The sequence below is a fragment of the Acinetobacter sp. YH1901134 genome (genome assembly GCF_013416965.1).
Taxonomy (GTDB): domain Bacteria; phylum Pseudomonadota; class Gammaproteobacteria; order Pseudomonadales; family Moraxellaceae; genus Acinetobacter; species Acinetobacter amyesii.
Window position 1 is genome coordinate 189,489 of record NZ_VPEW01000001.1, and the last position, 23,379, is coordinate 212,867.

General features: G+C 39.6%; 25 protein-coding genes. 16 read left to right on the forward strand and 9 right to left on the reverse strand.

Annotated elements, in window-relative coordinates:
- Positions 1–170: 170 nt before the first annotated feature.
- From FTV50_RS00880 to FTV50_RS00905, 6 genes are all read left to right on the forward strand, one after another.
- Positions 171–1,163 carry a patatin-like phospholipase family protein gene (locus FTV50_RS00880; protein ID WP_078192242.1) on the forward strand — a complete coding sequence of 331 codons (993 nt, stop codon included), beginning with the start codon at positions 171–173 and terminating at the stop codon, positions 1,161–1,163.
- A gap of 385 nt (positions 1,164–1,548) precedes the next feature.
- Positions 1,549–1,725, forward strand: a complete 177-nt coding sequence (locus tag FTV50_RS00885) for a hypothetical protein (protein ID WP_171263721.1) — start codon at positions 1,549–1,551, stop codon at positions 1,723–1,725.
- Between the two features lie 282 nt (positions 1,726–2,007).
- Positions 2,008–2,529, forward strand: a complete 522-nt coding sequence (locus tag FTV50_RS00890) for an acyl-CoA thioesterase (RefSeq protein WP_078192241.1) — start codon at positions 2,008–2,010, stop codon at positions 2,527–2,529.
- A gap of 197 nt (positions 2,530–2,726) precedes the next feature.
- The gene (locus FTV50_RS00895) at positions 2,727–3,323 is read left to right on the forward strand and encodes a TetR/AcrR family transcriptional regulator (RefSeq protein WP_180023181.1); all 597 of its coding nucleotides are present in this window, start codon (positions 2,727–2,729) and stop codon (positions 3,321–3,323) included.
- On the forward strand, positions 3,320–4,525 hold the full coding sequence (locus FTV50_RS00900) for an MFS transporter (protein ID WP_078192239.1): 1,206 nt from the start codon (positions 3,320–3,322) through the stop codon (positions 4,523–4,525). Before FTV50_RS00895 ends, FTV50_RS00900 begins: the two co-directional genes overlap by 4 nt.
- Positions 4,525–5,418 (forward strand): LysR substrate-binding domain-containing protein, encoded by an 894-nt coding sequence (locus tag FTV50_RS00905; RefSeq protein WP_180023182.1) that lies wholly within the window; start codon positions 4,525–4,527, stop codon positions 5,416–5,418. The genes FTV50_RS00900 and FTV50_RS00905 overlap by 1 nt, the downstream gene beginning before the upstream one ends.
- A gap of 120 nt (positions 5,419–5,538) precedes the next feature.
- Here the strand turns inward: FTV50_RS00905 and FTV50_RS00910 are convergent, their stop codons facing one another.
- A complete protein-coding gene (locus FTV50_RS00910) occupies positions 5,539–6,447 on the reverse strand; it encodes a DUF4349 domain-containing protein (protein WP_180023183.1) in 909 nt (302 codons plus the stop codon).
- 215 nt (positions 6,448–6,662) lie between these two features.
- Between FTV50_RS00910 and FTV50_RS00915 the strand changes: the two genes are divergently transcribed.
- Entirely contained in the window at positions 6,663–7,271 is a 609-nt protein-coding gene (locus tag FTV50_RS00915) for a glutathione S-transferase family protein (RefSeq protein WP_180023257.1), read from the forward strand.
- Positions 7,272–7,446: 175 nt separating this feature from the next.
- Here FTV50_RS00915 and FTV50_RS00920 read toward each other — a convergent pair whose 3' ends face one another.
- The 3 genes from FTV50_RS00920 to FTV50_RS00930 form a co-directional block, all read right to left on the reverse strand.
- Positions 7,447–8,127, reverse strand: coding sequence for a hypothetical protein (locus FTV50_RS00920; RefSeq protein ID WP_180023184.1), 681 nt, complete (start codon positions 8,125–8,127; stop codon positions 7,447–7,449).
- 121 nt (positions 8,128–8,248) lie between these two features.
- A complete protein-coding gene (locus FTV50_RS00925) occupies positions 8,249–9,853 on the reverse strand; it encodes a bifunctional 3-(3-hydroxy-phenyl)propionate/3-hydroxycinnamic acid hydroxylase (RefSeq protein WP_180023185.1) in 1,605 nt (534 codons plus the stop codon).
- Positions 9,854–10,196: 343 nt separating this feature from the next.
- On the reverse strand, positions 10,197–10,433 hold the full coding sequence (locus FTV50_RS00930; RefSeq protein ID WP_180023186.1) for a hypothetical protein: 237 nt from the start codon (positions 10,431–10,433) through the stop codon (positions 10,197–10,199).
- Positions 10,434–11,001: 568 nt separating this feature from the next.
- Between FTV50_RS00930 and FTV50_RS00935 the strand changes: the two genes are divergently transcribed.
- The 4 genes from FTV50_RS00935 (at position 11,002) to FTV50_RS00950 (ending at position 15,440) form a co-directional block, all read left to right on the forward strand.
- Positions 11,002–12,015, forward strand: a complete 1,014-nt coding sequence (locus tag FTV50_RS00935; protein ID WP_180023187.1) for a GTP-binding protein — start codon at positions 11,002–11,004, stop codon at positions 12,013–12,015.
- Between the two features lie 65 nt (positions 12,016–12,080).
- Positions 12,081–12,611: a YaeQ family protein gene (locus tag FTV50_RS00940; RefSeq protein ID WP_180023188.1), complete on the forward strand. Its 531-nt coding sequence runs from the start codon at positions 12,081–12,083 to the stop codon at positions 12,609–12,611.
- Between the two features lie 506 nt (positions 12,612–13,117).
- Positions 13,118–13,456, forward strand: coding sequence for an FKBP-type peptidyl-prolyl cis-trans isomerase (locus FTV50_RS00945; RefSeq protein WP_078191421.1), 339 nt, complete (start codon positions 13,118–13,120; stop codon positions 13,454–13,456).
- Positions 13,457–13,643: 187 nt separating this feature from the next.
- Positions 13,644–15,440 (forward strand): diguanylate cyclase domain-containing protein, encoded by a 1,797-nt coding sequence (locus FTV50_RS00950; RefSeq protein WP_180023258.1) that lies wholly within the window; start codon positions 13,644–13,646, stop codon positions 15,438–15,440.
- A 143-nt stretch (positions 15,441–15,583) separates the two neighbouring features.
- On the opposite strand, the gene FTV50_RS00955 is transcribed toward FTV50_RS00950, so the two are convergent.
- Positions 15,584–16,030: a GNAT family N-acetyltransferase gene (locus tag FTV50_RS00955; protein WP_078191420.1), complete on the reverse strand. Its 447-nt coding sequence runs from the start codon at positions 16,028–16,030 to the stop codon at positions 15,584–15,586.
- Positions 16,031–16,465: 435 nt separating this feature from the next.
- Here FTV50_RS00955 and FTV50_RS00960 point away from each other — a divergent pair, with 435 nt between their 5' ends.
- Positions 16,466–16,954, forward strand: a complete 489-nt coding sequence (locus tag FTV50_RS00960) for a hypothetical protein (RefSeq protein WP_180023189.1) — start codon at positions 16,466–16,468, stop codon at positions 16,952–16,954.
- Here the strand turns inward: FTV50_RS00960 and FTV50_RS00965 are convergent.
- The 3 genes from FTV50_RS00965 to FTV50_RS00975 are packed head-to-tail and all read right to left on the reverse strand — an operon-like array spanning position 16,936 to position 19,280.
- A complete protein-coding gene (locus tag FTV50_RS00965) occupies positions 16,936–17,499 on the reverse strand; it encodes a TetR/AcrR family transcriptional regulator (RefSeq protein ID WP_180023190.1) in 564 nt (187 codons plus the stop codon). The genes FTV50_RS00960 and FTV50_RS00965 overlap by 19 nt on opposite strands.
- Positions 17,500–17,549: 50 nt before the next feature.
- Positions 17,550–18,440 (reverse strand): alpha/beta fold hydrolase, encoded by an 891-nt coding sequence (locus FTV50_RS00970; RefSeq protein ID WP_180023191.1) that lies wholly within the window; start codon positions 18,438–18,440, stop codon positions 17,550–17,552.
- 54 nt (positions 18,441–18,494) lie between these two features.
- Positions 18,495–19,280, reverse strand: coding sequence for a crotonase/enoyl-CoA hydratase family protein (locus FTV50_RS00975; RefSeq protein WP_180023192.1), 786 nt, complete (start codon positions 19,278–19,280; stop codon positions 18,495–18,497).
- 222 nt (positions 19,281–19,502) lie between these two features.
- Here FTV50_RS00975 and pnuC point away from each other — a divergent pair, with 222 nt between their 5' ends.
- The 4 genes from pnuC to FTV50_RS00995 all read left to right on the forward strand — a co-directional run bounded on the left by pnuC (position 19,503) and on the right by FTV50_RS00995 (position 21,723).
- The gene (gene pnuC / locus FTV50_RS00980) at positions 19,503–20,093 is read left to right on the forward strand and encodes a nicotinamide riboside transporter PnuC (protein ID WP_078192228.1); all 591 of its coding nucleotides are present in this window, start codon (positions 19,503–19,505) and stop codon (positions 20,091–20,093) included.
- 263 nt (positions 20,094–20,356) lie between these two features.
- Positions 20,357–20,656 (forward strand): hypothetical protein, encoded by a 300-nt coding sequence (locus FTV50_RS00985; RefSeq protein WP_180023193.1) that lies wholly within the window; start codon positions 20,357–20,359, stop codon positions 20,654–20,656.
- A gap of 109 nt (positions 20,657–20,765) precedes the next feature.
- Complete coding sequence (locus FTV50_RS00990; protein WP_180023194.1) at positions 20,766–21,059, forward strand: hypothetical protein; 294 nt, start codon at positions 20,766–20,768, stop codon at positions 21,057–21,059.
- Between the two features lie 166 nt (positions 21,060–21,225).
- On the forward strand, positions 21,226–21,723 hold the full coding sequence (locus FTV50_RS00995; protein WP_180023195.1) for a DUF2505 family protein: 498 nt from the start codon (positions 21,226–21,228) through the stop codon (positions 21,721–21,723).
- Between the two features lie 51 nt (positions 21,724–21,774).
- Here FTV50_RS00995 and FTV50_RS01000 read toward each other — a convergent pair whose 3' ends face one another.
- On the reverse strand, positions 21,775–23,055 hold the full coding sequence (locus FTV50_RS01000) for an MFS transporter (protein WP_180023196.1): 1,281 nt from the start codon (positions 23,053–23,055) through the stop codon (positions 21,775–21,777).
- Positions 23,056–23,379: the final 324 nt, after the last annotated feature.

Genomic DNA, 23,379 nt, shown 5'->3' on the forward strand with positions numbered 1-23,379 from the left:
GGAAATTCTGCTAGACACTGAAATTTTGACAGCCAATGACTTTCTAGGTTGTATGTCAATATAATGTGCATCGGTCAGAGGCATTAACGAATAATAACAGTGACGTGAATGTGGACTGATTAGACTACTTTTTCTCTTCAAATCTCGAGTTGCATTTGGAATATCTCTCAATGAAAAGCATAACTGTTTTGATGACTGCATTCGCAATCAGCCTTGTAGGTTGTCAAAGTGTGGGCTCAAAAAAGGTCAGCGCTGAAATATCCACACAAATTCGAACTTATACAGCAGCACCTGCTCAAGTGGCGAATAACCGCATTGACTTTAAAAAAGTGAAAAAGCAGGAAAAGCGTCCGATTGTTGCTTTGGTTTTAGGGAGTGGTGGGGCACGTGGTTATGCTCACATAGGCGCCATTCAGATACTTGAACAGCAGGGAATACACCCAGATTTTATTGTTGGAACCAGTGCGGGTAGCATTGTGGGTTCAATCTATGCTTCAGGTAAAAGTGCCAATGAGTTAAGAGATATCGCCTTAAATATGAAAGCCAATGATGTTCGAGAAATACGTTTGGACAAAAAAGGGTTTTTTGACGGTAAAAAAGTTGAAGATTATATCAATGAGCAAGTTGATGATGTGCCTTTAGAGTTGCTAAAAACCCCAATGTATGTGGTGGCAACCGAGTTAAAGGATGGCAAAAAAGTCGTGTTCAACTATGGTAATACGGGACAGGCCGTTCGTGCTTCGGTGTCGATTCCGAGCATGTTTATTCCAACGATTATTGAAGACACTGAATATGTCGATGGTGGCTTGGTCAGTCCAGTTCCTGTGGACGTTGCACGCGATTTAGGGGCAGATATTATTATTGCGGTGGATATTTTGGCACGACCGATTCATACCGAAACGTCGAATGTTTGGGGCTTGTTTAACCAAAATATCAATATTATGCAAAATCGTTTAGCTCAAGAAGAGCTGAAGCGAGCAGACATTGTGATTCAACCTGATTTACGTGAAAAAGCACATATATTTGATGTAAAAGGTCGTGAAGCGACGATGCTTGCAGGTGAAGAGGCAACTTTAGAAAAACTTGGAGAGATTTCTCGTGTTTATGCTGAACATCAATATAGCAAGGGACATCATATTCCTTATTTAGCAGCCAAAGACTAGGCTGATACGATTCGCAAATTTAAATGCATCCTGTTCACCTAGCAGGGTGCATTTTTATTTCAGCAAAGCATTTTAATTTTTGCTCTCAGCTTTTCCCATGCTCAATAGTATCTAGTAATCATTAATATCTTGGATGTTGATTGGTTTTAGGTCTTAATCAAAAGATTTGCCAAATATAAAAATCGTAATAATACGAAAATATACAGTTAATTATTTGAAATTAATTAAAAAAATCATATTAATTGGTTTTACGTAGGTTTTAAGAGTATATACCTATATTAGCTTTTTATTCATGTGCTTACGTTTACCAATACTGTTGAAGTGTTTAGAATATCATCAGGTTATTAATACTTAAAACCAATAAATATTTTAAAGGTGGCTGTAGATGAAAACGCTTGATGTAGGACAAAAAGTAAAGCTTGCGATGATGGAAGATAACGTATTTATTGTCACTCATGTACATGTAGATAATTCTTACACGCTAGAAAGTACCAATGATGGTGGACAAAAAACCAGCTATGACAACGTATCTTTCGAGATGTTAAAAGTCTTAGAAGATTAAGTTTAATGCCGCGCTATGTTGAATCGATGAACAACGCGTTTTAATGAATATGTTTTAAATATAAAACACAGCATAGCTTGGATTAAAAAAAGCTGATAGATAGCGCGATAAATACTTGTTTATCGGGTGTATATCGTTATCGATATATATTTTACTGAATGATGGTATGATCACTATAAATAATAATGATGGTTTTTTTGCCGATTTGAACATTTAATTTGGATTAAAATCTATATAATAATCACATTAATCATTGTTATATCACGAGTCTAGAGAAACAAGATGTCCCCATTAGATCAAATTGCGAATGCACTAGACGACCAGTCAGAATTATCGATGTCAGTTTTAATGACTCCTGACATGGCGAATTTTTCGGGTAATGTGCATGGTGGAACGATTCTAAAATTGTTAGACCAAGTCGCGTATGCTTGTGCAAGTCGCTATTCTGGTAGCTACGTGGTGACACTATCAGTCGATAAAGTGAATTTTAAAGAACCAATTCACGTGGGTGAGTTAGTGACTTTCCTTGCAAGTGTGAACCATGTTGGTCGTACTTCAATGGAAATTGGTATTCGTGTTGAAGCGCAGAACATTCAAAAACGTACAGTACGTCATACCAATAGTTGCTATTTCACAATGGTCGCTGTTGATGATCAAGGTAAGCCGAAACAAATTCCAGCATTGAATCTAGATAATGACTGGAAACGTTGTCGTTTCGAAGCTGCGGAACAACGTAAAGTGGCACGTTTACAGGAAAATCATCATCCTTCTTGCAGTATTTATAAAAAGTCGACACAAAGCTAATCACTTTGGTGGCTGAATATTTGAAAAGATCGCTTAGGCGATCTTTTTTTGTATTCTGAAATTCGTCTGGAGAGTGCAGTTGAGATTTGAGTTCCGAGTGTGCGACTAAAGTTTATTCTTCGAAGCTCAGTTAAAGATAGTCATTCAGTCCAATACTGTTTAATATAAAACGATACGTAGCGTTTCGTTTTTAAATTATGAGTGAAACTGAAAAAACTTCTCGGCGTAAGCAATGTATCTTACAGGCAGTCACAGATGCTTTAGCGGAAAGTGATTATCGAAGCATGACCATTGAAGATATTGCGGCTCGTGCAGGCGTGGGAAAATCGACGATTTACCGTTGGTGGAAGCATAAGTCCGATCTGGTTTTCGATGCTTTTAAAGCGCACACCGCGTCGGTGTTTGAACTCGATTTATCACAAAGTTTAGAGTTCAATCTAAATCAACAATTGCTCAAACTATCACGGGCTTTAAATCAGCACGTGGGTCGAGCATTGCTGGTTGTATTGGCGGAGCATCGTGAAGCAGCGGGTGAGTTTTTTAAACAGTATTTATTACCTCGACGAGAAGCCACACGTGAGCTGATCCAATTGGCCATTCAACGAGGAGAAATTCGCGCGAATTATCCTTTCGAACTCATGTTGGATATGTTGTACGGCCCGATTCATTATCAGATCATTTTCTTTAACACTCAGCCAGATGAAGACTATATCAAGCGACTGGTGCAGTTGGCGCTAAACCCGATTTTTACGCAGTCCCAAGCCACGCCTAGCAGCGAGGAAATGACCTCATGACTACTCAACATCAGGCATCGTTATGGAACAAGTCTTTTGTTTTTTGTCTGTGTAATAACTTGTTTTTATTTAGCTATTACTTTGCGCTGCTGACCATATTGCCCATTTATATTATGAAAGAATTGGGTGGTTCGATTCAGCAAGCGGGTATGGCTTTGACGCTATTTTTGGTTTCATCCATTGCGATTCGTCCCTTTTCCGGCATGATCATTGAGCGTTTTGGTAAAGCCAATTCTGTACGTATTTCAGGCTTTATTTTTGTCGTTTTTGCGCTGAGTTATTTGTGGATTGACAGCATGTGGTCGTTGCTAGTCATTCGTTTTTTACATGGTTTTTGGTTCAGTATATTAACCACGGTCAATGTTCCCATCGTAAATGATTACATCCCAGATCATCGAAAGGGCGAAGGCATGGGCTACTTTGTCATGTCGACCAACTTAGGCGTGGTGATCGGGCCATTTTTAGCGCTGAGTATGATTCAATTCAGCAGTTTTAGTACCTTATTTGCAGTATTAGCCTTATTGGTTGCAGTGGGCTATATTTTTACGTGGTTAGTTCAAATACAAGAACACGTACAGCATAAATCAAGTGATCAAGCGAGCCAATCCGCAGCCATCCAATGGCGTGATGTGATAGAAACACGGGTACTTGCCATCAGTTTTGTGGCATTGCTGACCGCATTTGCATATTCGAGTGTGATGAGTTTTATCACCGCTTATGCAGAGTTGAAGCATTTACTCGCTTATACCAGTATCTTTTTTATTGTCTTTGCTGTGTCGATGTTGCTCGTCCGTCCTTGGGTTGGCAAAGTCTATGATCGTAAAGGCCCGAGTGCAGTCATCTATCCATCATTTATTTGCTTTGCCATTGGTTTGGTGGTTGTGAGTTTTCTCACGAATCAATGGGTGCTTTGGATATCGGCAGTTTTTATGGGCATCGGCTACGGTTCAGTGTTCCCATGCCTGCAAACGGTCGCGATTCAAACGGTAGAAAAAGCCCGAATGGGACATGCGATATCCACCTTTTTTGCCTTGTTTGATATTGGCCTTGCTGTCGGTTCGGTCATTATGGGTGTGCTGATTGCATACTTTGGATTTCAGGCAACCTATTTATTTTGTGCGGTGATGGTACTGTTCACTACGTGGATGTATCGTCTATTCGTGGCAAACCAATTCAAACGCAGTGCTTTAGGAGCTGAATAATGGAATTACGACATCTACGATATTTTGTTGCGGTTGCCGAAGAGCTAAATTTTACCAAGGCTGCGCAGCGAATGTGTACTGTGCAACCTTCTTTAAGTCAGCAAATTAAAGACCTAGAACAGGAAGTTGGGGTGCAATTATTGATGCGAACCAACCGAAAAGTTGAACTGACTGCAGAAGGTCAGGCCTTTTTAAAAGAAGCGCGTTTGAGTTTAGAGCATGCTGAAAAAGCCATGATAGATGCGCGTCAAATTGCGAAGCTCAGTAAAGAACAACTGAATATCGGCTTTGTTCCTGTGGCTGAAATGAAGGTCTTTCCTTATATCATGCCAAATATTCGAGCTCAGTTTCCTGAGTTAAAAATTCATTTTCATAGTTTAATGGATGTCGATCAAATCAGTGCAGTGCGTAAAGGAGAGATTGATATTGCCTTTACCCGTTATGTCGAAGAAAGCCCTGATATAGAATCTGTTCAGATTTTTACTGAGCCTTTGGCGCTGATTGTACCGAAAAATTCGCCTGTTGCAGAACAGCGGTATATCAGCATTAAAAACATGAATAATCAGGATTTTATTATTAGCGATGAACACTCATCACCTGAGCTATACCGAATTATTCAAGATTTCTTTAAGCAAAATAAACTGAATGTGAACTTGGTACAGCACTCGACCAATATTTTGTTAAATGTCAATTTGGTCGGTATGGGCGTGGGATGGAGTTTGGTGCCGTCTTATGTCATTCCATTGCTCGGTGATAAAATATTGGTTAAAAGTACAGTTGAACCCTTGCCGACCATTGGTCTGTATGCGAGCTATCGAAAAGATCGTAAAAATGATGCGATCGAGTTGATTTTAAAAGTATTAAAAGAGCAGTTCTATATGGGCTTTTTCTAAGCCTTTAAATATTGCCCTAAGATTTAAATGAAAAAATCCCGAATTAAGCGCTTCGGGATTTTTTTATTTATCGTATTTTTAATCATAGATTAAATGAAGAATGGAGCTTGTTCAGCTCATTCATTTAAACCATTTTTGTAAATAGGGTTTCATCACACGGTAGGCAATCAAACCGATAATAATAATCAGATAGAGTGGCCAAATCGTAATGAGAATAACCAGCAGGCTCAACACAAATTGCCAACCTTTTTGAATACCGTACCACGCTCTTTGCCAGAAACTATCGCCATTTAACTGCGCAATAGCATCAAGGTTAATATCGATATGTTCACGGACAGTGGCAGGTTGAGTAAAGCCAATCAAAATCGTGCTATAGCGGACACGATCTTGAACTTCTAAGCGAGTCAGGCGTGAGATTTCATTGATTTGTGCTGCTGCAACATGGTCGGGCACGACCTGTGTTTGCGACATTTTTTCTTCGAGTAGTTTTAGCTCATAGCGTTTTGCCGAATATTGCTGACGGTTCAAAAAATGCATAAGGGGCAACAGTTGATTAACGAAATGTGCAGCTTTTTCACTTGGCACACGAATGATCATTTCCGCTTGCGGATTTACTTTTTCAAAGATTTTAATTTTGCCGTCAGCAATCGGGTAGGATTGACTCTCTTGCACCACAAAGTCGATATTTTTCTGTTCAATAAAGCCACCTAAACTTAGCGTGAGTTTTTCAATTTCTAAGGCCGTTTTAACCACATCTTTCGACTCAAAACTGACATTGGCTTCTCGAACCATTTTACGAGAGGCTTCGGCTGGGTTGACCTGCTCATTTAAAATAGTTTCAGGTTTTTGTGTTGTTGCAGGCGTGGTAGACGGCTCATTGGATGTGCTTTCCGCTGCTTGATCTTGCTGTGTACTGACTTGAGCAGGTTGTGCATCTGCGCTGGCTTCAGTTGCCATTTCTTCGGTTTTCTTGGAACAGCCTGAAATTAAAATCACCGTAAACATGGCAATTAAATATTTATTTTTCATCGATGTAGAGCTCAATTGTTTGATTATCAGAATGTCGGAGTAAATACTTTTTGCTTTAAATATAAATTCAAATTTAGCGTAATTATTAGTCGGGCGTATTGTATCGGAAAGTGTTTAAAGCACGGATGAACGCAACATAATTCTACATAAAGCCGCGTATAGTAATAGACAGAACAACAAGGATGAAAATAAGGATATCTACAATGAACCCAGCAATGAAACTCTACAGCAATCCACGCTCACGCAGTAATACTATTCTGCCTTTATTGAAAGAATTAGACATCGAGTCAGAAGTTGAGATTATTGAAGTGCCATATGAAGAGATGCACCAAGCGGCATATCTCAAGATTAATCCCATGGGCAAAGTTCCCTGCTTGGTCGATGGTATTGCCGTGATTAGTGAGACCGCCGCCATCTTTAGTTATTTAGCTGATACATTCAGTGACAAAGGTTTGGCACCCGCCTTGGATGATCCCAAACGTGGTGAATATTTGAAATGGATGTTTTTCTGTCATGGTCCGCTGACTGAATATATGGACATGAAAAATGTCGGCATTAGCACAGAGTTGATGGATGAGAAACGTGGCAGTTTGAGTTTTGGTAATGAAAAAATACTTTTAGATTTTATTAAAACAGGGCTTGCACAGGCTCAACCATATCTGTTGGGGGATAAAATTAGCGCAGCAGATTTGTATTTAGCTTATTGGATGGTGTATGCCATTTCATTCAAAATATTGCCATATTTAGAGGAATTTAAACCTTTTATTCAGCAGATTCAGCAACGTGAATCGGTAAAAGATGTGCATTGGTTTCAGTCGGTTTAACTTGGATACTTATTTGATTAATGACTGAACGTAGTGTTGCTATATGTCTATTCATATAACTCTTTCTTTGAGAACTAAAAAGAAAGAGTTTTAAATATCAATCACGAAGATGCTAAAGCGATTTTAATTATTGCCTAGATAATGTATGGCATATATTGCGCTAAATTAAATAGACTCAATCGTTGTTGGTTCTATTTAAAAAATCATGGGCTTCATCATCAGATAGAGGTGGGCCTAAATCTCTTTCAAGTTTGGCATATATTTCAAGCAGTCTTTTTTGTTGTGGATCCATATCTAAGGCACGATGCTGCTGATATGTTAATTGATCATTAATCCAATAATAATGCTGAACCGCAGCCCCTGCGAAACTGGTTTTCAAATGGAGTTTGTAATAACCAGAAAATTTATGTTTCTTGGTATCTAGACAGAGATACGCGAAGGTAGACCAACCACTTTCGGGAAATTTAAGGCGAGCTCGGCAGGGCTTCTTTTCTAGTGTAAATGTAGGTGAATAGACTTGGCCTTTTAGAATGATATTTTTATCTTGACCAAAATATTGAGTTTGTAATGCAAATAAAGCAAGAATCACTGTGGTGAGAAAAAAGCTGGCAATGACTGAATAAAAAAATGAAATGTATAAATGGAAGGACAAAAAATTAGATTCTTCGTTTTTGTTTACATCTTTTTCTAAGCGTAATAAATAGCAATTCAAAGAAATAAGAAAACAGAGGCAAAAAACGAAAATAGATAACCAACTATTGGCATGAAAATGATGTATCTCTACGAAAATAAGTGAACAGATAAAAATAAAGCCCAACAAAATATAAATGAATAATTTCTGAAATCTTTTTTGCATTTTGCGAAGCTTATAATTATGTATTGAACGATTATAGCATGCGATGTTTATAGTGATTATAGAAAAAATCACCATGCTTTATGCATGGTGATTTTTAATTCTTGCAGATCTATTTGGATTATTAAGCATGCAATTTTGCAAACAATTGTTGGCTCACGCTGTCTAAAGTTTGTGGAATTGCAATCGCTGCAACAAAACGGTCTGGGCGAAGAATCGTAATAGATTCAGTGGTTTTACCAAACCAACCACGAATATCGGTACCAATATCACCAATCGTGATCACATTGTCGTACTTGGTGCGATTTTCATTGCTAAGTTGAACAGCAGGCAATACTTGGATAAATTTAACGCCCAATTTTTGCCACTTTTTCATGGTCGCATCTGACAGACCCCATTTTGGATCGACGCCCCAAGCAATGATTGCAAAGTCGTTACCGATGACTTCATCAAGTAGGACTTTTTCACCAGATTCAAGTTGAACATGTGGTTGAATGAACATTTTACCCACAGGTGAATCTTTAACACCGTTATTGATCAATGCACCATCGTTGTACTTCGGCATTGGCTTGAAGCGCATTTCCAATAGATATTGTTTGATCGGTTTGATGTAATTGAGTGCATAGGCGATACCATCACGCACGAAACCTTGCCATTTTTTTGGTGGCGCAAGGACATGACCCGCCATTACAGAAAGATCAATCATTGCTTTTGCATGATCTTTACGTTCAACTTGGTACGTATCTAAAAGTGCAGGGCCAGCTTTGCCTTGTATAACCATTGCAACTTTCCACGCAAGGTTGAACGCATCACGCATACCACTGTTATACCCTTGACCTTGCCAAACTGGCATGATGTGCGCAGCATCGCCTGCAAGTAAAATACGGTCTACACGGAATTTATCTGCAATACGGGCATTGTGGGTATAAACACGCTGACGAATCACTTCAATACCATCGGTCGTTGGAAGCACTTTCGACAATAATTTGGCAATGTTTTCAGGTTTGCTTAATTCTTCTTGAGTCTCCCCAGGCATCACCATAAATTCGAAACGACGAATACCGTGTGGAAGAGCAGCAGATACATAAGGACGCACAGGGTCACAGCATAGGTAAATGTGTGGCGTTGCAAGTGGGTCATTATTGATGTCGATCACGATCCATTGGTTCGGTGCAGTTTTACCATCGAAGCCGATGTTGAGGGTACGACGTACCACTGAGTTACCACCATCACAAGCAATCAAATACTGCGCTTGAATTTTTTCAGCTTCACCGTCTTTATTTTGAATATTGAGCGTTACACCATTGGCATCTTGGCTAAAATCAGACAATTGACGAGAGAATAAAACATTTGTGGTTTCGTACTGTTTTAAACCTTGTAGCAGTACATTATCGACTTGCGGTTGAATAAAGGCATTACGACGTGAGAAACCAAATTCACGAGTGAGCGGTTGAATGTCTGCGAAACAACGGCCTTTAGGGGTTAAGAAACGCATCGCGTGGTTCGGTGTCGTATGCGGTAACACTTGGTCCACTAAACCTAATGATTGGATGGTACGTAATGATTCATCATCAATACCAATCGCACGTGGGTAGTCAATCAGGCTGTCCAGTTGTTCAATCACAGTGACATTGACGCCTTGCTTACTTAAGTAGTTTGCAATGGTTAAGCCGACAGGACCTGCGCCCAGAATGGCAACTTCCGTTGTGTAATTTGCTTTATTGCTCATGCGTAAACATCCAATCACTTCACATATGCCACTATTAAGTTCTAAACAGAGACTTTCAACAAGCTAGGCATAAGTCGAAACGATGAATCGAATTGTCGTGTTTTTTGCAGGGTTTTATTTTAAGTGGATGATATATATTTATTTATATGAAAATCATCAATCATTTTGAATGATTTATCGATCATTAAAATCTATCAATCAGTGGCTTTGAGCATAAAAAAGCCGAACCATTTTTCAATGATCCGGCGACTTTAATTCATTTAGCACAACATTTTATTAGTGAGGGATAAATGTTGAGCAGCAGACTAAATGAATTTAGCGTGTGGAGTACGCTATTCGTCTATTACTGAGCAGGTTGAGCTGGTGCAGAACCTTCAGCATTTGCTTCTGAAGCAGGTTGAGCAGCAGTACCTTCAGCAGCAGTACCTTCAGCAGCAGTTGTTTCAGTCGCTGGCTGTTCTTGAGTGCTAACCACTACTTTTTCTTGTTCAGGCGCTTCTTGTTTATCTTTGCTCGCAGCAAAACTTGTTGCAGCTGCAGCAGCTAGAGTAGAAGCAAGTAAAATTTGAGTTAATTTCATTTTGAGCATCCTTATATATTTTAGTAAGTCCTGAAAAGATCATCACGTCCATCAGGAGAGAGCTCATGCTAAATCGAGAAAACCGAGTGATCAATGCGAGCAACAAAGTGAAACAGACTGGTTAACTGGATGAATACATAACCGTCCATCCTGTGTTTTAAATGTAAAAAAATATCGGAATCTTCATTTAACTTTGCAAGAAAAAATGACCAAATCGGCTTCATGATTCATTCATTGTTTACATGATGATTACATCGATGTCGTAAATAAGCAGAATCTAGAAATTTCGCTAAAATCCAAATGTAAGGATTCTTTTCGATATGGCTATTTTTTTAAATATAAGAGTTAACTTTTCCAATAAAGTATGACCAGATATGTCATGCATTCATGCAAATGGAATAAACAGGCTGTTTAACAGCCAGATCATCATTCAATGCCTCGGATACTAGGCTGAACTATGCTTTAGAAAAATGAAGACAGAGAAATGAGGACTAGACTTGCAGCATTTTTTTGAAATCATTATGGTAAAGGCCATCAATCATTGGCTATTTATTTGAGTGACTCACTTTTGAAATTAGTTTCTACCCACGGTGCGATTCCGGTTCATATTATTTCTGGCTTTTTAGGTGCGGGTAAAACCACAGTTTTACAGCAGTTATTAAAGCAAAAGCCAGCGGGCGAAACTTGGGCCGTACTGATGAATGAGTTTGGGCAAATCGGGGTCGATCAACAGATGTTGCCGCAAGATCAGGGCTTTGCGGTGAAGGAATTATTGGGTGGATGTCTATGTTGTAGTAGCCAACTGCCGATGCAAATTGCGTTGTCACGATTATTGTCAGAGGTGAAACCCGACCGACTGTTTATTGAGCCGACGGGTTTAGGGCATCCGGGACAACTATTGGAGCAATTGACCGAGCCACATTGGCATCCGCATTTAGCGATGCGAGCATTGGTGACCGTGGTCGATGGCTCACGCTTACATGATCAAGAGTGGACTTCGCAAAATCTGTATGCCGATCAACTCAAAGTGGCACAAATCGTGGTGGTGTCTCATGTCGATTGTATGAGTGATGCCGATCAAGCTGGTTTGGAACGACTCAAACAAACGTATTTACCGTATCAGCAGCAATGGATCAATGTCGTCAAAGGTGATTTAAAATTGGCAAATATTGATCTCGCCTATGTGGGAAGTCCTCGTAAAATTCAGCCCTTATTGGCGATACAAAAGCAAACGTTGGTCGATGTACCCACAGAAATTAAACAGTTGCCTTATCATTATGTTGAATCCGCTCAGGGCTATAGTGTCGCAGGTTGGAAACTCCCAAAACGATGGACCTTCGACTTTTTTGAGCTGTTAGATTTACTCTGTGAGCAGCAAGATTGGCTACGGATCAAAGCTATTTTTCAGACAGACCAAGGGTGGAAAACCTTTAACTTTAATCCCGATCAGTTTAATTATCAGTCGAGCGAGGAAAGTATCGATAATCGTGTCGAAATTATTTACCAAACTGAACGTGAATGGCTCGAATTTGAAGATCGCTTAATGCAGTGTCGTATCGATGCCGATAAAGCTGAGAAATAAGTAAATCAACGCAGCAAAAGCTTGCTAAATCTTATATGCTAGGCGCCAAATTTGAGGACTTTACCATGGCGCTAAAAGCTACAATTTATAAAGCAGATTTGAACATTGCCAATATGGATGTACACCAATATGGTGATTATCAATTGACGATGGCTTTGCATCCTTCTGAAACGATTGAACGTTTGATGGTGCGTGTCTTGGCATATGCACGCTATGCAGATGAAGCCTTAGAATTTACCAAAGATCTTTTCGAAACAGACGAACCAGCGCTGTGGGAAAAAGATTTAACAGGTCAGTTGGTGAAATGGATTGAAGTCGGCTGTCCTGACGAAGACAAAGTCAAAAAAGCCAGTGCACGTTGCCCAAAAGTTGCTGTGATTACTTATGGTTCATCAGTAGATGAATGGTATAAACGCAACAGCAAATTGAAAACACTGAAGAATGTTGAGATTTGGCAATTATCTGAAGCGAGTACAGCTGCCATTCAAGAGTTATGCGAACGAACCATGTCTTTACAATTAAACGTAATGGACGGCGAATGGACTTTGATTGGTGATAAAGCTCAAGCGGTGATTGAATGGACACAATTGCAATAAGCGCATGATTTGATTTAACTCATGATGATGGATGCGAGTTTAGGCTTGCATCCTTGTCGCTATAACTATTTTTTCAGCTAATACGATTCTGTTAATTTAAAAGTTGATTTGAAACTCAGTCAATCTAAAACCAAAATAAAAATTTAATTCGGGAAAATTTCTAGCCCTCAATTTATGTAACGCCAATGGAAGAATCCTCTTTATTAGCTATGTAAATAGCGTTGTTTATAGCGCTTAAACTTCTTCATTCAATGAACGTTCAAACTTTTAGAGCGCTTTAAATTTTTTATTCGTTTCTTCCCATTGCATCTTAGTGATAACGGAATACTCCTAAATGTTTCAAGACATGTGAGCTTTACTAGTAAATGTTTATTTGCATACTGATCTAAATCATTGTGTTCTCAACTTTGAGTCGGTAAGTTCTAACGCATTCAAGGGCATCATGTTCAGACTGATTCTGTTTATAATAGTGCTTTATTTAGATTGCGGCATTTGAGGTTGAGAGCATGAGCACGGAATTAGAAATTATTGACTTAGTGGTAGGTGAAGGTAAAGAAGCGGTTAAAGGCGCTTTGATTACAACACACTATACAGGCTGGTTAGAAGACGGTACTAAATTTGATTCATCACTGGATCGTGGTAATTATTTTGAAACAGTGATTGGTACAGGTCGTGTAATTAAAGGATGGGATCAGGGCATCATGGGGATGAAAGTCGGTGGTAAACGTAAGTTAATCGTGCCATCACATTTGGCTTATGGTGAACGTAAAATGGGTAATGTAATTCCTGCCAATTCAAATCTTATTTTTGAGATTGAATTGTATGATGTAAAAACTCGCGATTAATACAGCGACTGTTTTAGATCAGTGACATGGAAGTTATTGATCAATTTGATAAAATAGTAGTTGTTATTTTTGTCTTTTACCTTAGATTAGAATAATTGCTCGAGTATAAACGCAGGAATCAAAGCCGTTGTCTTTACAGTTGCCTTGCACCAGATTGTTCTGGGTTCTTACCTTTATTATTTTTACATTGGCATTCACTGTATCGACTGCTCAAGCACAGTATGAAACTGCTCCTAAATCGTTTTATTTAAAACATCAAAACGAAGTTAACCAAATCTACTTCACGGAAGACACCAGTAGCCTCTTACAAGGCAAATGGTTGTTTTATCCAAATCAATTTTTAACGTCTCCGAGTTCAGTTCTAGTCGGTCAAACGGTCTATCTGCCTGCTTCATTTAAAGATATTACAGGGGACAGTAAAGGTTTTGGGACATACACTGGGCATTTCCAAATTCCCAAACAATTTATTGGCCGACGTATCGCGGTATTGATTCCAAATCAGTACGGTGCATATCGGGTATTTTTAAATGGTGATGTGATCGTTCGTTTGGGAGAAGTTGGGCGTACTGAAGCAGAACAAAAAACGGAGAATGCGCCGCGAATTGCCTATTTTGTGGCACAAGATGAATATTTCACTTTAACCATTCAGGCTTCAAGTTTTAACAGTATGCATGGCGGGTTTGAAAACCCCATGCGTATTGGTATCGCCAAGACAGTAAACCGCCAATTCCAACAACAAATGATGAGTATTGGGATGGTGTCTGGCGCCGTCTTGGGTGTGGGATTATTTACGATCCTATTTTCAGTCTTTCGAGGTTTACGCGGTCGCAATAGCCGAAGTAATTTGGTGTTTGGCTTATTTATTGTCTTTTTAGCACTCCATAATTTATTTTCAGCACCTTATGCCTATACAACTTTTACCGATATTAATTGGTTGTGGGGCACGCGATTAGAATACTTATTTACCTATTTGGCATCGATTTTCTTTTTAAGTTATATCCACTTGCTCAGTCGTCGCTATTTATTTACCTTAAATTATCAGATCGCGATGTTGCTGTTGTCGTTGAATATTTCAGTGACTTTTGTTTCGACGCCTGAAATTTTTCAACCTTTGGCAACTTACAGTTTTGCCTATGTGATCGTTGTTCTAAGTAATTTTGCTTATGGTTTTTACCTAACACTGAAAAAGAAAGAGCCGTATTCAAAATTAAATTTAATCGCGGTTATTTTCCTGTGCATTACTTTTTTAAACGACTTTTTGCTGATGATGAATTTGATTGATTCAGTCAATTTATCGTTCATTTCAACCAGTTTGTATGCCTTGTTGATCATGTTTCAGCAATCGCATCACTATGCACAGCAGTCGATGCATACCGAGCAGTTAAATAATAGTCTGCTTGAGCTAAACAGTTCACTCGATCAGAAAGTCAAAGAGCGCACCTTACAGCTCCATGAGCTGAATAAAAAATTAGAGCTACAAATTCGTATTGATGCCTTAACGGGGGCATTCAACCGTCGTGCTTTGAATGCCGAAATTCAACGTTTATATTCAGAAGTCCGTTTTCATAGTCATCGAACATTGGTCTTTGCCATGTTAGATGTCGATTATTTTAAAAATTATAATGACCACTATGGACATCTCAAAGGCGATGAGGTGTTACAGCAGATCGTGAAAACCATGCAAAATACCCTGCCAAGTTCAGCCTATGTGGCTCGCTATGGGGGAGAAGAGTTTGCCATATTGATGCATGATGTTCCGTATGCGATTGCCCAAGAACAATTGCAATTGGTACTCGAAGCCATGCGTAATGAACAACTTGAACATGTTAATCGGGGGGATGACAAAAATTACGTCACACTGAGTTTGGGCATGGCATGGATGGATAAGCAAAATGACTTCGACAGTATCGAAGCCTTAATGAAGCATGCAGACCATTATTTATATATGGCTAAACAGGCAGGACGCGATCAACTTAAGCCTTGATACTCCGTTGTAAACGGCGAAAACTTTGCGGTGCTATCGCTAGTATCCTTTGCCAATACTTATTTAGATTGATCTCTTTTTAAACTCACCTATCATAATCATCCTATTTGAAAATCTATCTTTTTATGAGGTTTGCCTCTCTACTAACAGAGCTGTTTGACCAATTTGAGCGGAACATCGGCAGGCTCAAAATCCTGATGTGCGACAAAGCCATATTTTTGGTAAAAGGCGAGTGCTGTATGAGTACTTTCTAGACTGATCTCGGTAATATTCTTTTTTCGGACGCAGTGCATCATGTTTAACAATAATGCCTTACCAATGCCTTGGTACTGACGTTCAGGGCAGATATAGTTCAGTAAAATTTGTCCTTGATCACTGACTAAAATAAAGCCGACCACTCGATTGTCACTGACGTAGACCCAACTGTCGTTGTAAAGCATCCACATTAAGATATTTGATTGATTTGCCTCCTCAAGCCAAGTTTGAATCACACTTTCATTACGTTGATGGTCCTGGATACATGAACGAATGCTGTTGTGAATCACGTGAATAATTTCGGGTATATCCTGAATTTGTGCTTCGCGTATCATAATTTTTTCTTTTTATAGAAAACTCCAACAGCCTGTCATTTCAGAAGATATCGCCTTGTGCTTAAAGAGGCTTCTTGTTGCGTTTTATGTTTTTTTGCAGCCATTGCGCCGTTGGGTTGGGTTTTTATTTCAAAATTGTTGCAAAATTTACAAATGTATATTTATAAATTAATCGTTAAATACGGATAAATAACCACATAAATGCATCTAACTATACTGTTTTTAAAGTAATAATAGATTTTTTAGAAATGTATACATACTCAATGATTTCAACAGGTGTAATAGTTTGAAATAAATTAGCAAAGAAAATAGGCCAGATTTCAGCTTTAAAATAATTTTGTATGAATTTTAAACGTTATTGTGCGTTATATTAGTCCATAAAAATATTCGATGATTCAAGATGTGCATGCGCGTCATCGGCAGTAGGTTGTTATTATGGTTAATTTTCTCATTGTGATATGTATTCTGATCGCGTTGTCTGCAGCGGGCATTGTGGTCAAAAAAATCCTAAAAACAGAAAAATATCGTCAAAAATATACGCGCTACCAAGCACCAAAAAAATCGAACAGTATCTCTTTAGCATCGAATGATGATGCTATACGCCAAGTCGATCAGGTCATTGAAGTTGATGAATATGAACAGCAACTTTTTGATGATATTGCGGAAATTTTCTTTCAACAACAATACAAATTAGATTCGCTACAGGCAGCCGAGCAGTTACAAGAAGTCTTTTTACGTCGCATGCCAGTGAATTGTAAAACTCAAATTCGCCAATTAGATCTGAATGAATGGTCGATTTATTGGAGTTTTTACAATCAATCGCTCGAGTATTATTTAGGCCGATACGGTGAGTTTTATACACATGTCGACCGTTTTGGCGAAGAACATAAAATTGAATATCGCTATCAAGACTCCGCAAGTTGAAGCAAAATGCGTTCTCGGACTAAATCGAGATAACTCAAATCATCGCTCATTCGAGCCATTAAAATAGCGCCTTCATAATCCGCCAAGCTGACTTTGGCAAGTTCAGCGGCATGTTCGATGCTCATGCATCGCTGAAAAAACACTTCAAAGGCGAGTTGCCACTCCTGAAAGATGGACTGTAATTTTGCAAAAATCTCGGTAGGCAAATGTTGACGTTCCATACTTAATATCCCGACTAAACAACCTAATCCACCTTGGCTAAAAAACTGGATGGCCAGTTGATGGATGTGCGGGTAAGTCTGTTGAGGTGATGCAGTGGATCGCTGTAATTGCTGAAAAATACTGTGCTTTAACTTCACGTGTGTCAGGTTTAAAATTTCCATCAGCAAAGCGTCTTTATTTGGATAGTCATAATAAAACGCAGCTTTTGAAAGTCCACAGGCTTCAGCCAATTTCCCCATGCTGCAGCCCATATAGCCATAGCGTTTAAAGGCGTGTGCTGACTGTAGCAATAGATATTCTGAGGTGTTTTTCCGTGGACGCATGTATCTCTCTATCCGAATAATTCAATGTGCTATGTATGAAGTAAATTGGTCTAGGCGACTAATAGTTCATCAAACCTTCCAATCACTTCCTGCCATAAGAGTTCAGCACCTTTGCGGAAATATCCCATATGACCAATCTGTTTTAGGCCATAATCTTGCGCTTCAATATTGATATAGTGCATTGGCGCTTGCGCATAATGTTGCATAAAAGCATGTCGTGAATTGGGTAATGCCCAATCATCATCGAGTGCAGCGACCGCATAGATCGGCGTTTGAACTGCAGCATATTGTTGAGATAGCTCACTCAGCTCAGGGTCGGCAAAGAAATAGGTTGGGTTTTTACACCAACGGCGCCATTGTTTATAGACATCGACAGGAAGGTCAGCGCCCATATTGAGTTTGCTCCAAGGCAAATACCCTTTGATGGCAACCATCGGCGGAAAAACGATATTCCACATAACATGAACCTTCATTTTTTCTTTAAAGGGCATATAGCCATGCCAACCTGCGCCAGTGCCAAAACAATACATGGCACGTATCTGATCGTGATTTGAGGTGAGGCCTAATGCTTGACCGCCATAGGAGTGTCCCACTAGAAAAGTTTCCTGACCGTGTTGTTGCATATAAGCTATGGCACCAGAAAGGTCATAACGTCCCCAGTCGAGGTAGGACATCTTAAAGCCTTTAAGTTTTGACGGTGCAGAACGTCCTATACCACGATAATCAAAAGTCAGTACTTGATAACCGAGTCCTGCGGCATACTCGGCAAAACGACGGTAAAATTGTTGAGGTACACCTGTCGCACTTGAAATAATAATATTGGCCTTAGCGGCAGTATTAGGCCGATATTCAACGCCAGAAAGCGTATAACCATCGGTTGCAGGGAAACTCACGGGTGTACTATGTATTTCTTGCGCTGCTGGTTCTAAATCCGTTGGCATAATTTTTCTCTGGATGGGCAGGACGGAAAGGGTTTACTCAGTTTAAATAAAGGCTTACTTGCCCTGAAAATTGGCTGGGCGACGTTGTAGCATGGCCATCACACCTTCTTGTACATCTTGTGTTTTTAGTAATGGCTGTAAGTGCTGATCTAATTGAGCAAAGGCAGCATCGGCTCCCAAATGCACCCCTTGCTGTGCAGCTGCGAGTGTTGCCTGAACCGCCAGTGGTGCAGCCTGTGCAATTTGTTCTGCAAGTTCTATTGCACGAGATAAGGGCGCTTGGTCGGTGATTTCAGTCACCAAGTTCATGTCATATGCCGTTTGCGCATTGAAACGTTCACCTGTGAGTAAATAGCGCATGGCTTTATTCCAACCCGCTGCTTGCACAAAGCGAACTGTTGCACCACCAAAAGGAAGAATGCCACGTTGCACTTCCATTTGAGCGAACTCTGTCTGACGCTGTGCGATCACGACATCGGCATTCAGCATGAGTTCAATACCCGCTGTAAAACAGAACCCTTGTACCGCGACCACAACTGGTTTTTTTCGTTGTCGTGAGTTGGTTCCCCACGGATTAATTTGCTGATCAGGAAAATTAAATAGTCCACTGCCAAGTTTGGGTTGTAGTTCGACCAGATCTAGACCCGCAGTAAAATGCTCGCCATGAGCAAAAATCACCGCACAGCGTAAATTTGGATCATCTTCATATTCAGTGAGCGCCAGTGAAAGGTCATGAATTAAATGACTGTCAAACGCATTTCGTTTATCTGCACGGTCCAAACCGATCAAATAAAGATGACCACGAATTTCTCGACTTACACGACCTTGTTGTTTTGACATTTGGATGATTCCTTCTGATTATTCTTTATGCATAGCTAAGTTTTTAAACGATTGTTAGAAAACTGTCAAAACTGATGCTTTCAAAACATCAAAATCATCGTCTGGTGGATGAGTGGTTTGATTTAAAATTTACAGAGTTGATATGAAATAGTGTGGGATATAGCTTGCCTTTGGGCTGATTTTTTCCATAATAGCTGCAGCTTTTTTAAGGCCCAATCAACCATGTCGAACTTAGAAATATTTGCAGTTATTATTAGCTTAATCGGGGTGAGTTTAACCATTAAGCGAAATATGTGGTGTTGGTGGTTTAACTTTGCAGCTTTTTTGCTGTATGCCTACTTGTTTTATACCTACAAACTTTATGGCGAAACCATTTTGCAGTTTTTCTTTGTGGTGGTGAACTTCTACGGTTTTTATCACTGGTTGAAGGGCAAACAACAAGATCATGACATCCGTATTGAACCGATTGCGACCAAACTCGTGATCTTTCAAATGCTCTTAGCAGCGGTGGGCGGTTTGATTTTTGGTTTAAGTTTGCACTATTTTACCGATGCAGCCGTACCGATTTTGGATGCACAATTGGCCGCGTTTAGCTTACTCGCAACGTATTGGACCAGCCGGAAACATATTGCTACTTGGGTGCTTTGGGTATTTGTCGATATTATCTATGTGGGTATGTTTATATACAAAGACCTGTATCTCACTGCGGCGTTGTATGCTGGTTTTGTGGGCTTGGCGGCATTTGGTTGGTGGCAATGGACACAAGTCAAAAATAAACAGCAGCAACAGGCGATGAAAGCTTTATCCATTTAGCTCACAGATGTTTTTTTCATTCCCAATTTGACAATTTATAAAAATATATTTACTTTGTAACCATAAAGGGCATTTCATAATCGGGCTTCACCCCGATGAGAAGTGCCTTTTTTATGCCTTAAGAAATGTGGCTGTGTTCATTTGAGTCTAAGACATGTCATAAAATCCTCTGTGAATTTATAAGCAAAATTGGGTGTCTGCGAAGCTTGATTTTAATAGCCGATGATCCGATCCCGATGAATAAGTAAAGAGCGTGCAGAGTCATGATTATCGACTTTCAACTTGAGCAGCAACTGCGTTTTGACCGACAAGCTACGGTTCTACTGCAGCAAAAGGCGAGCTTTTTTCAGTTTGAGCAAATAGCAGATGTGTATAACGCTGAATGGCTCAAGGCATTTCCACAAGGGACGCAATGTAGCATCAGCGGTTTGGATGATGGCGCAGATGAATACGGCATCCAAATCAGTTATAAACACCAAAGCATCTTGATCGATTATTCACAACCGATCAAATTGGTACACCGTGATCGGGATGGTGTAGTGCATAGCATGCTGTTAAATTAACAACTTAAATTAAACTGAGATTTATAAAAGCAGTACCACAAAGATTTGTTATAGAAATATAAAAATAAGCGCAAGAAGAAATGAAAAGATATGGGAAGCTATTAAAGCAATGACACAACTTGATCCCAAAGATTCAACATTTGAAATTTTTAATCAGCTATGTTTTGAACTGTTTCATCATTATGGCTCGCACTGCAAGTCTTTTGAACCTAGCGCTTTAATACATGCAAAACCAATGCAACAGCTTCCTGAACAAGCCAGTTTTGATATTTTTAGCCTCGACTTTGGTCATTGGTACGCAAAGTTGTCCTATGCAGGGGTGTATTTAAAAATTGATGCGGGCTGGGAATTTCAGTTCGAGTTGAAAAATCAGCATGGGCAAATATTTCAAAAAAGCCTTTAAGGCAGAGTCCCTCTGAGTTGCAGTATGGCAATTCTGTTTTTCTAGCTTGGTTTCAGGTCAATGACAGCCACAGCGCTTTCCGATTTAATCCAAAGCACAGTTTTAGCAACTGTAGACTGGGCGAAATAAAACAATAAAACCAATATTGACCTGAAGGATTACGAGAATGGCACATCAATTTACCGTCAATGCCACAATTCATGGCGTTTCACTTGAAGATTTTAAACGACTAGCCGCAGATATCAGCTTGCATGAAGCGGTGTGCAAACGCATACCGGGTGAAAATCTAGAAATTTTAGAATCAAAAAAAACAGGTGATATGTATACCTTAAAACGTGCCTATAAATTGGATGTAAATATTCCAGATATTGCCAAGAAGTTTTTAAAAGATGCGTTTCGTCTGAAACGTACGGATATTAGTAATTTGGCGGCATTAACCTCTGACGTCAAACTAGATCCGAACCTACCGCTCGAAGCCAGTTGTAAACGAAGTGTCAGTGGTGATGCAACACAAGTGAGTTTCAATTTGGACTGGACGGTGAAAGTCAAAGTTCCACTGATTGGTGGATTACTTGAAAAACATGCAGAAGGTGAAATTCGTCGTTTTAGTCAGCTTGAGATTGAAATTGTAGAAGATGAATTGCGTAAAAATTTAAAAGCCTGAATTGATTTGAAAGCAAGTTAAAAAAAGCGGTCATTGACCGCTTTTTTATTTTTAGTGCGAAGTTTTTTCAAAACGTTGACGATAGAGCATCGCAGTAAAGAAGGTCACCAAACAGACGCTCCATATATAATACATGGCGCCAATGTTGCTGTATAAACTCAACCATTGAACAAATGGCAAGGTGATACCACCCGCGATGGCATAGGCCAAATTGTATGAAAATGAAATGCCCGAGAAACGAATCTGTGCAGGGAACATTTTCACCATACTATAAGACACCATACCAACAGTGCCTGATGCCAAACCGAGCAGCATATAGAGCGCAAACACGGTCGATGCTGCCACATGGCCCAAGCTGTTATAGAACACGCCCGCAATTATCGCAACAAGGAGGGAACCGAATAGTATCACTTTACCCGCACCGAAGCGATCTGCCAAAAGACCTGCCAAGATACAACCGACCATTTGCATCACAATAGCGGCACTTTGCATTTTAAAGGCATCGGCCCGTTCAAAACCAAAGGCGCCCGTGAGTAGATTTGGCATCGCTAAAATCAGCACAACAACACAGCCGGTTAAGAACCATGTAAACAGCATACCAATCACAACGCCTGTTTTGTGCTGTTGCAGTACTTGTTTCACTGGAAGTTCTTTAGCCAATTGTTTCTTTTCTTGCATGGCTTTAAATACTGGCGTTTCTTTTAAATAACTGCGGAGATAGAGCGCAATAAAACCAAAGATCCCGCCTAAAATAAATGGAATCCGCCATGCCCAATCATGGATTTCTGACTCTGTAAATTGTAATGAAATAAACAAAGACATCAGTGCGCCCAATAAGATACCCAAAGATAAGCCAGCAGTGAGTAGGCCGTTGGCGATACCAATTTTTTGCTCAGGCACATGCTCTGAAACAAAAGTCCATGCAGCAGGGATTTCACCACCAATCGCGATGCCTTGAATCACACGCATCAGTAGGAGCAAAAGTGGTGCTGCATAACCAATACTTTCAAAAGTCGGCATCACACCAATCATCAGTGTAGGCAGAGCCATGAGTAAAATAGACAAACTAAATAAACGCTTACGACCAATCAAATCGCCAAAATGCGCCATTACGACACCACCCAATGGGCGGAAAAAATATCCTGCTGCAAAAATACCGTAGGTATTCAACATCGCCCAAAATGGACTGAGGCCAGTGGGGAAAAACAGTTCCGAAATAATTTTGGCGTAAAACACATAAATGACAAAGTCATAAAACTCAAGTGCGCCACCGAGGGATGACAGTCCGAGGGTGCGTTTATCTTGACGAGTCAGGCGTGGCTGAGCTTCCATGCAAATATTTTCCAGCAGCAAATAGCATTTGACGATTTTAGTGATTCAATTTTTTATTGAATAATCAAACTTTTTTGCCTTATTAAAAACTTATAGTTATGAAAATATTATTAATTAAGAACAAAATAATATAGATAAAGTCGCATTAACTTAAAGAATGATTGGTAATAGATAATGGCGTACCTTGATGTATAAATGATAAATATCAATGGTATAGGGTAGTATGATCTACTATTTTACTTTGTGCTCTATATAAACCACAAAAGATTCAAAGCCATAGCACGCTGTTGTTTTATACTCAGAACCGATAATAATGCATATTGC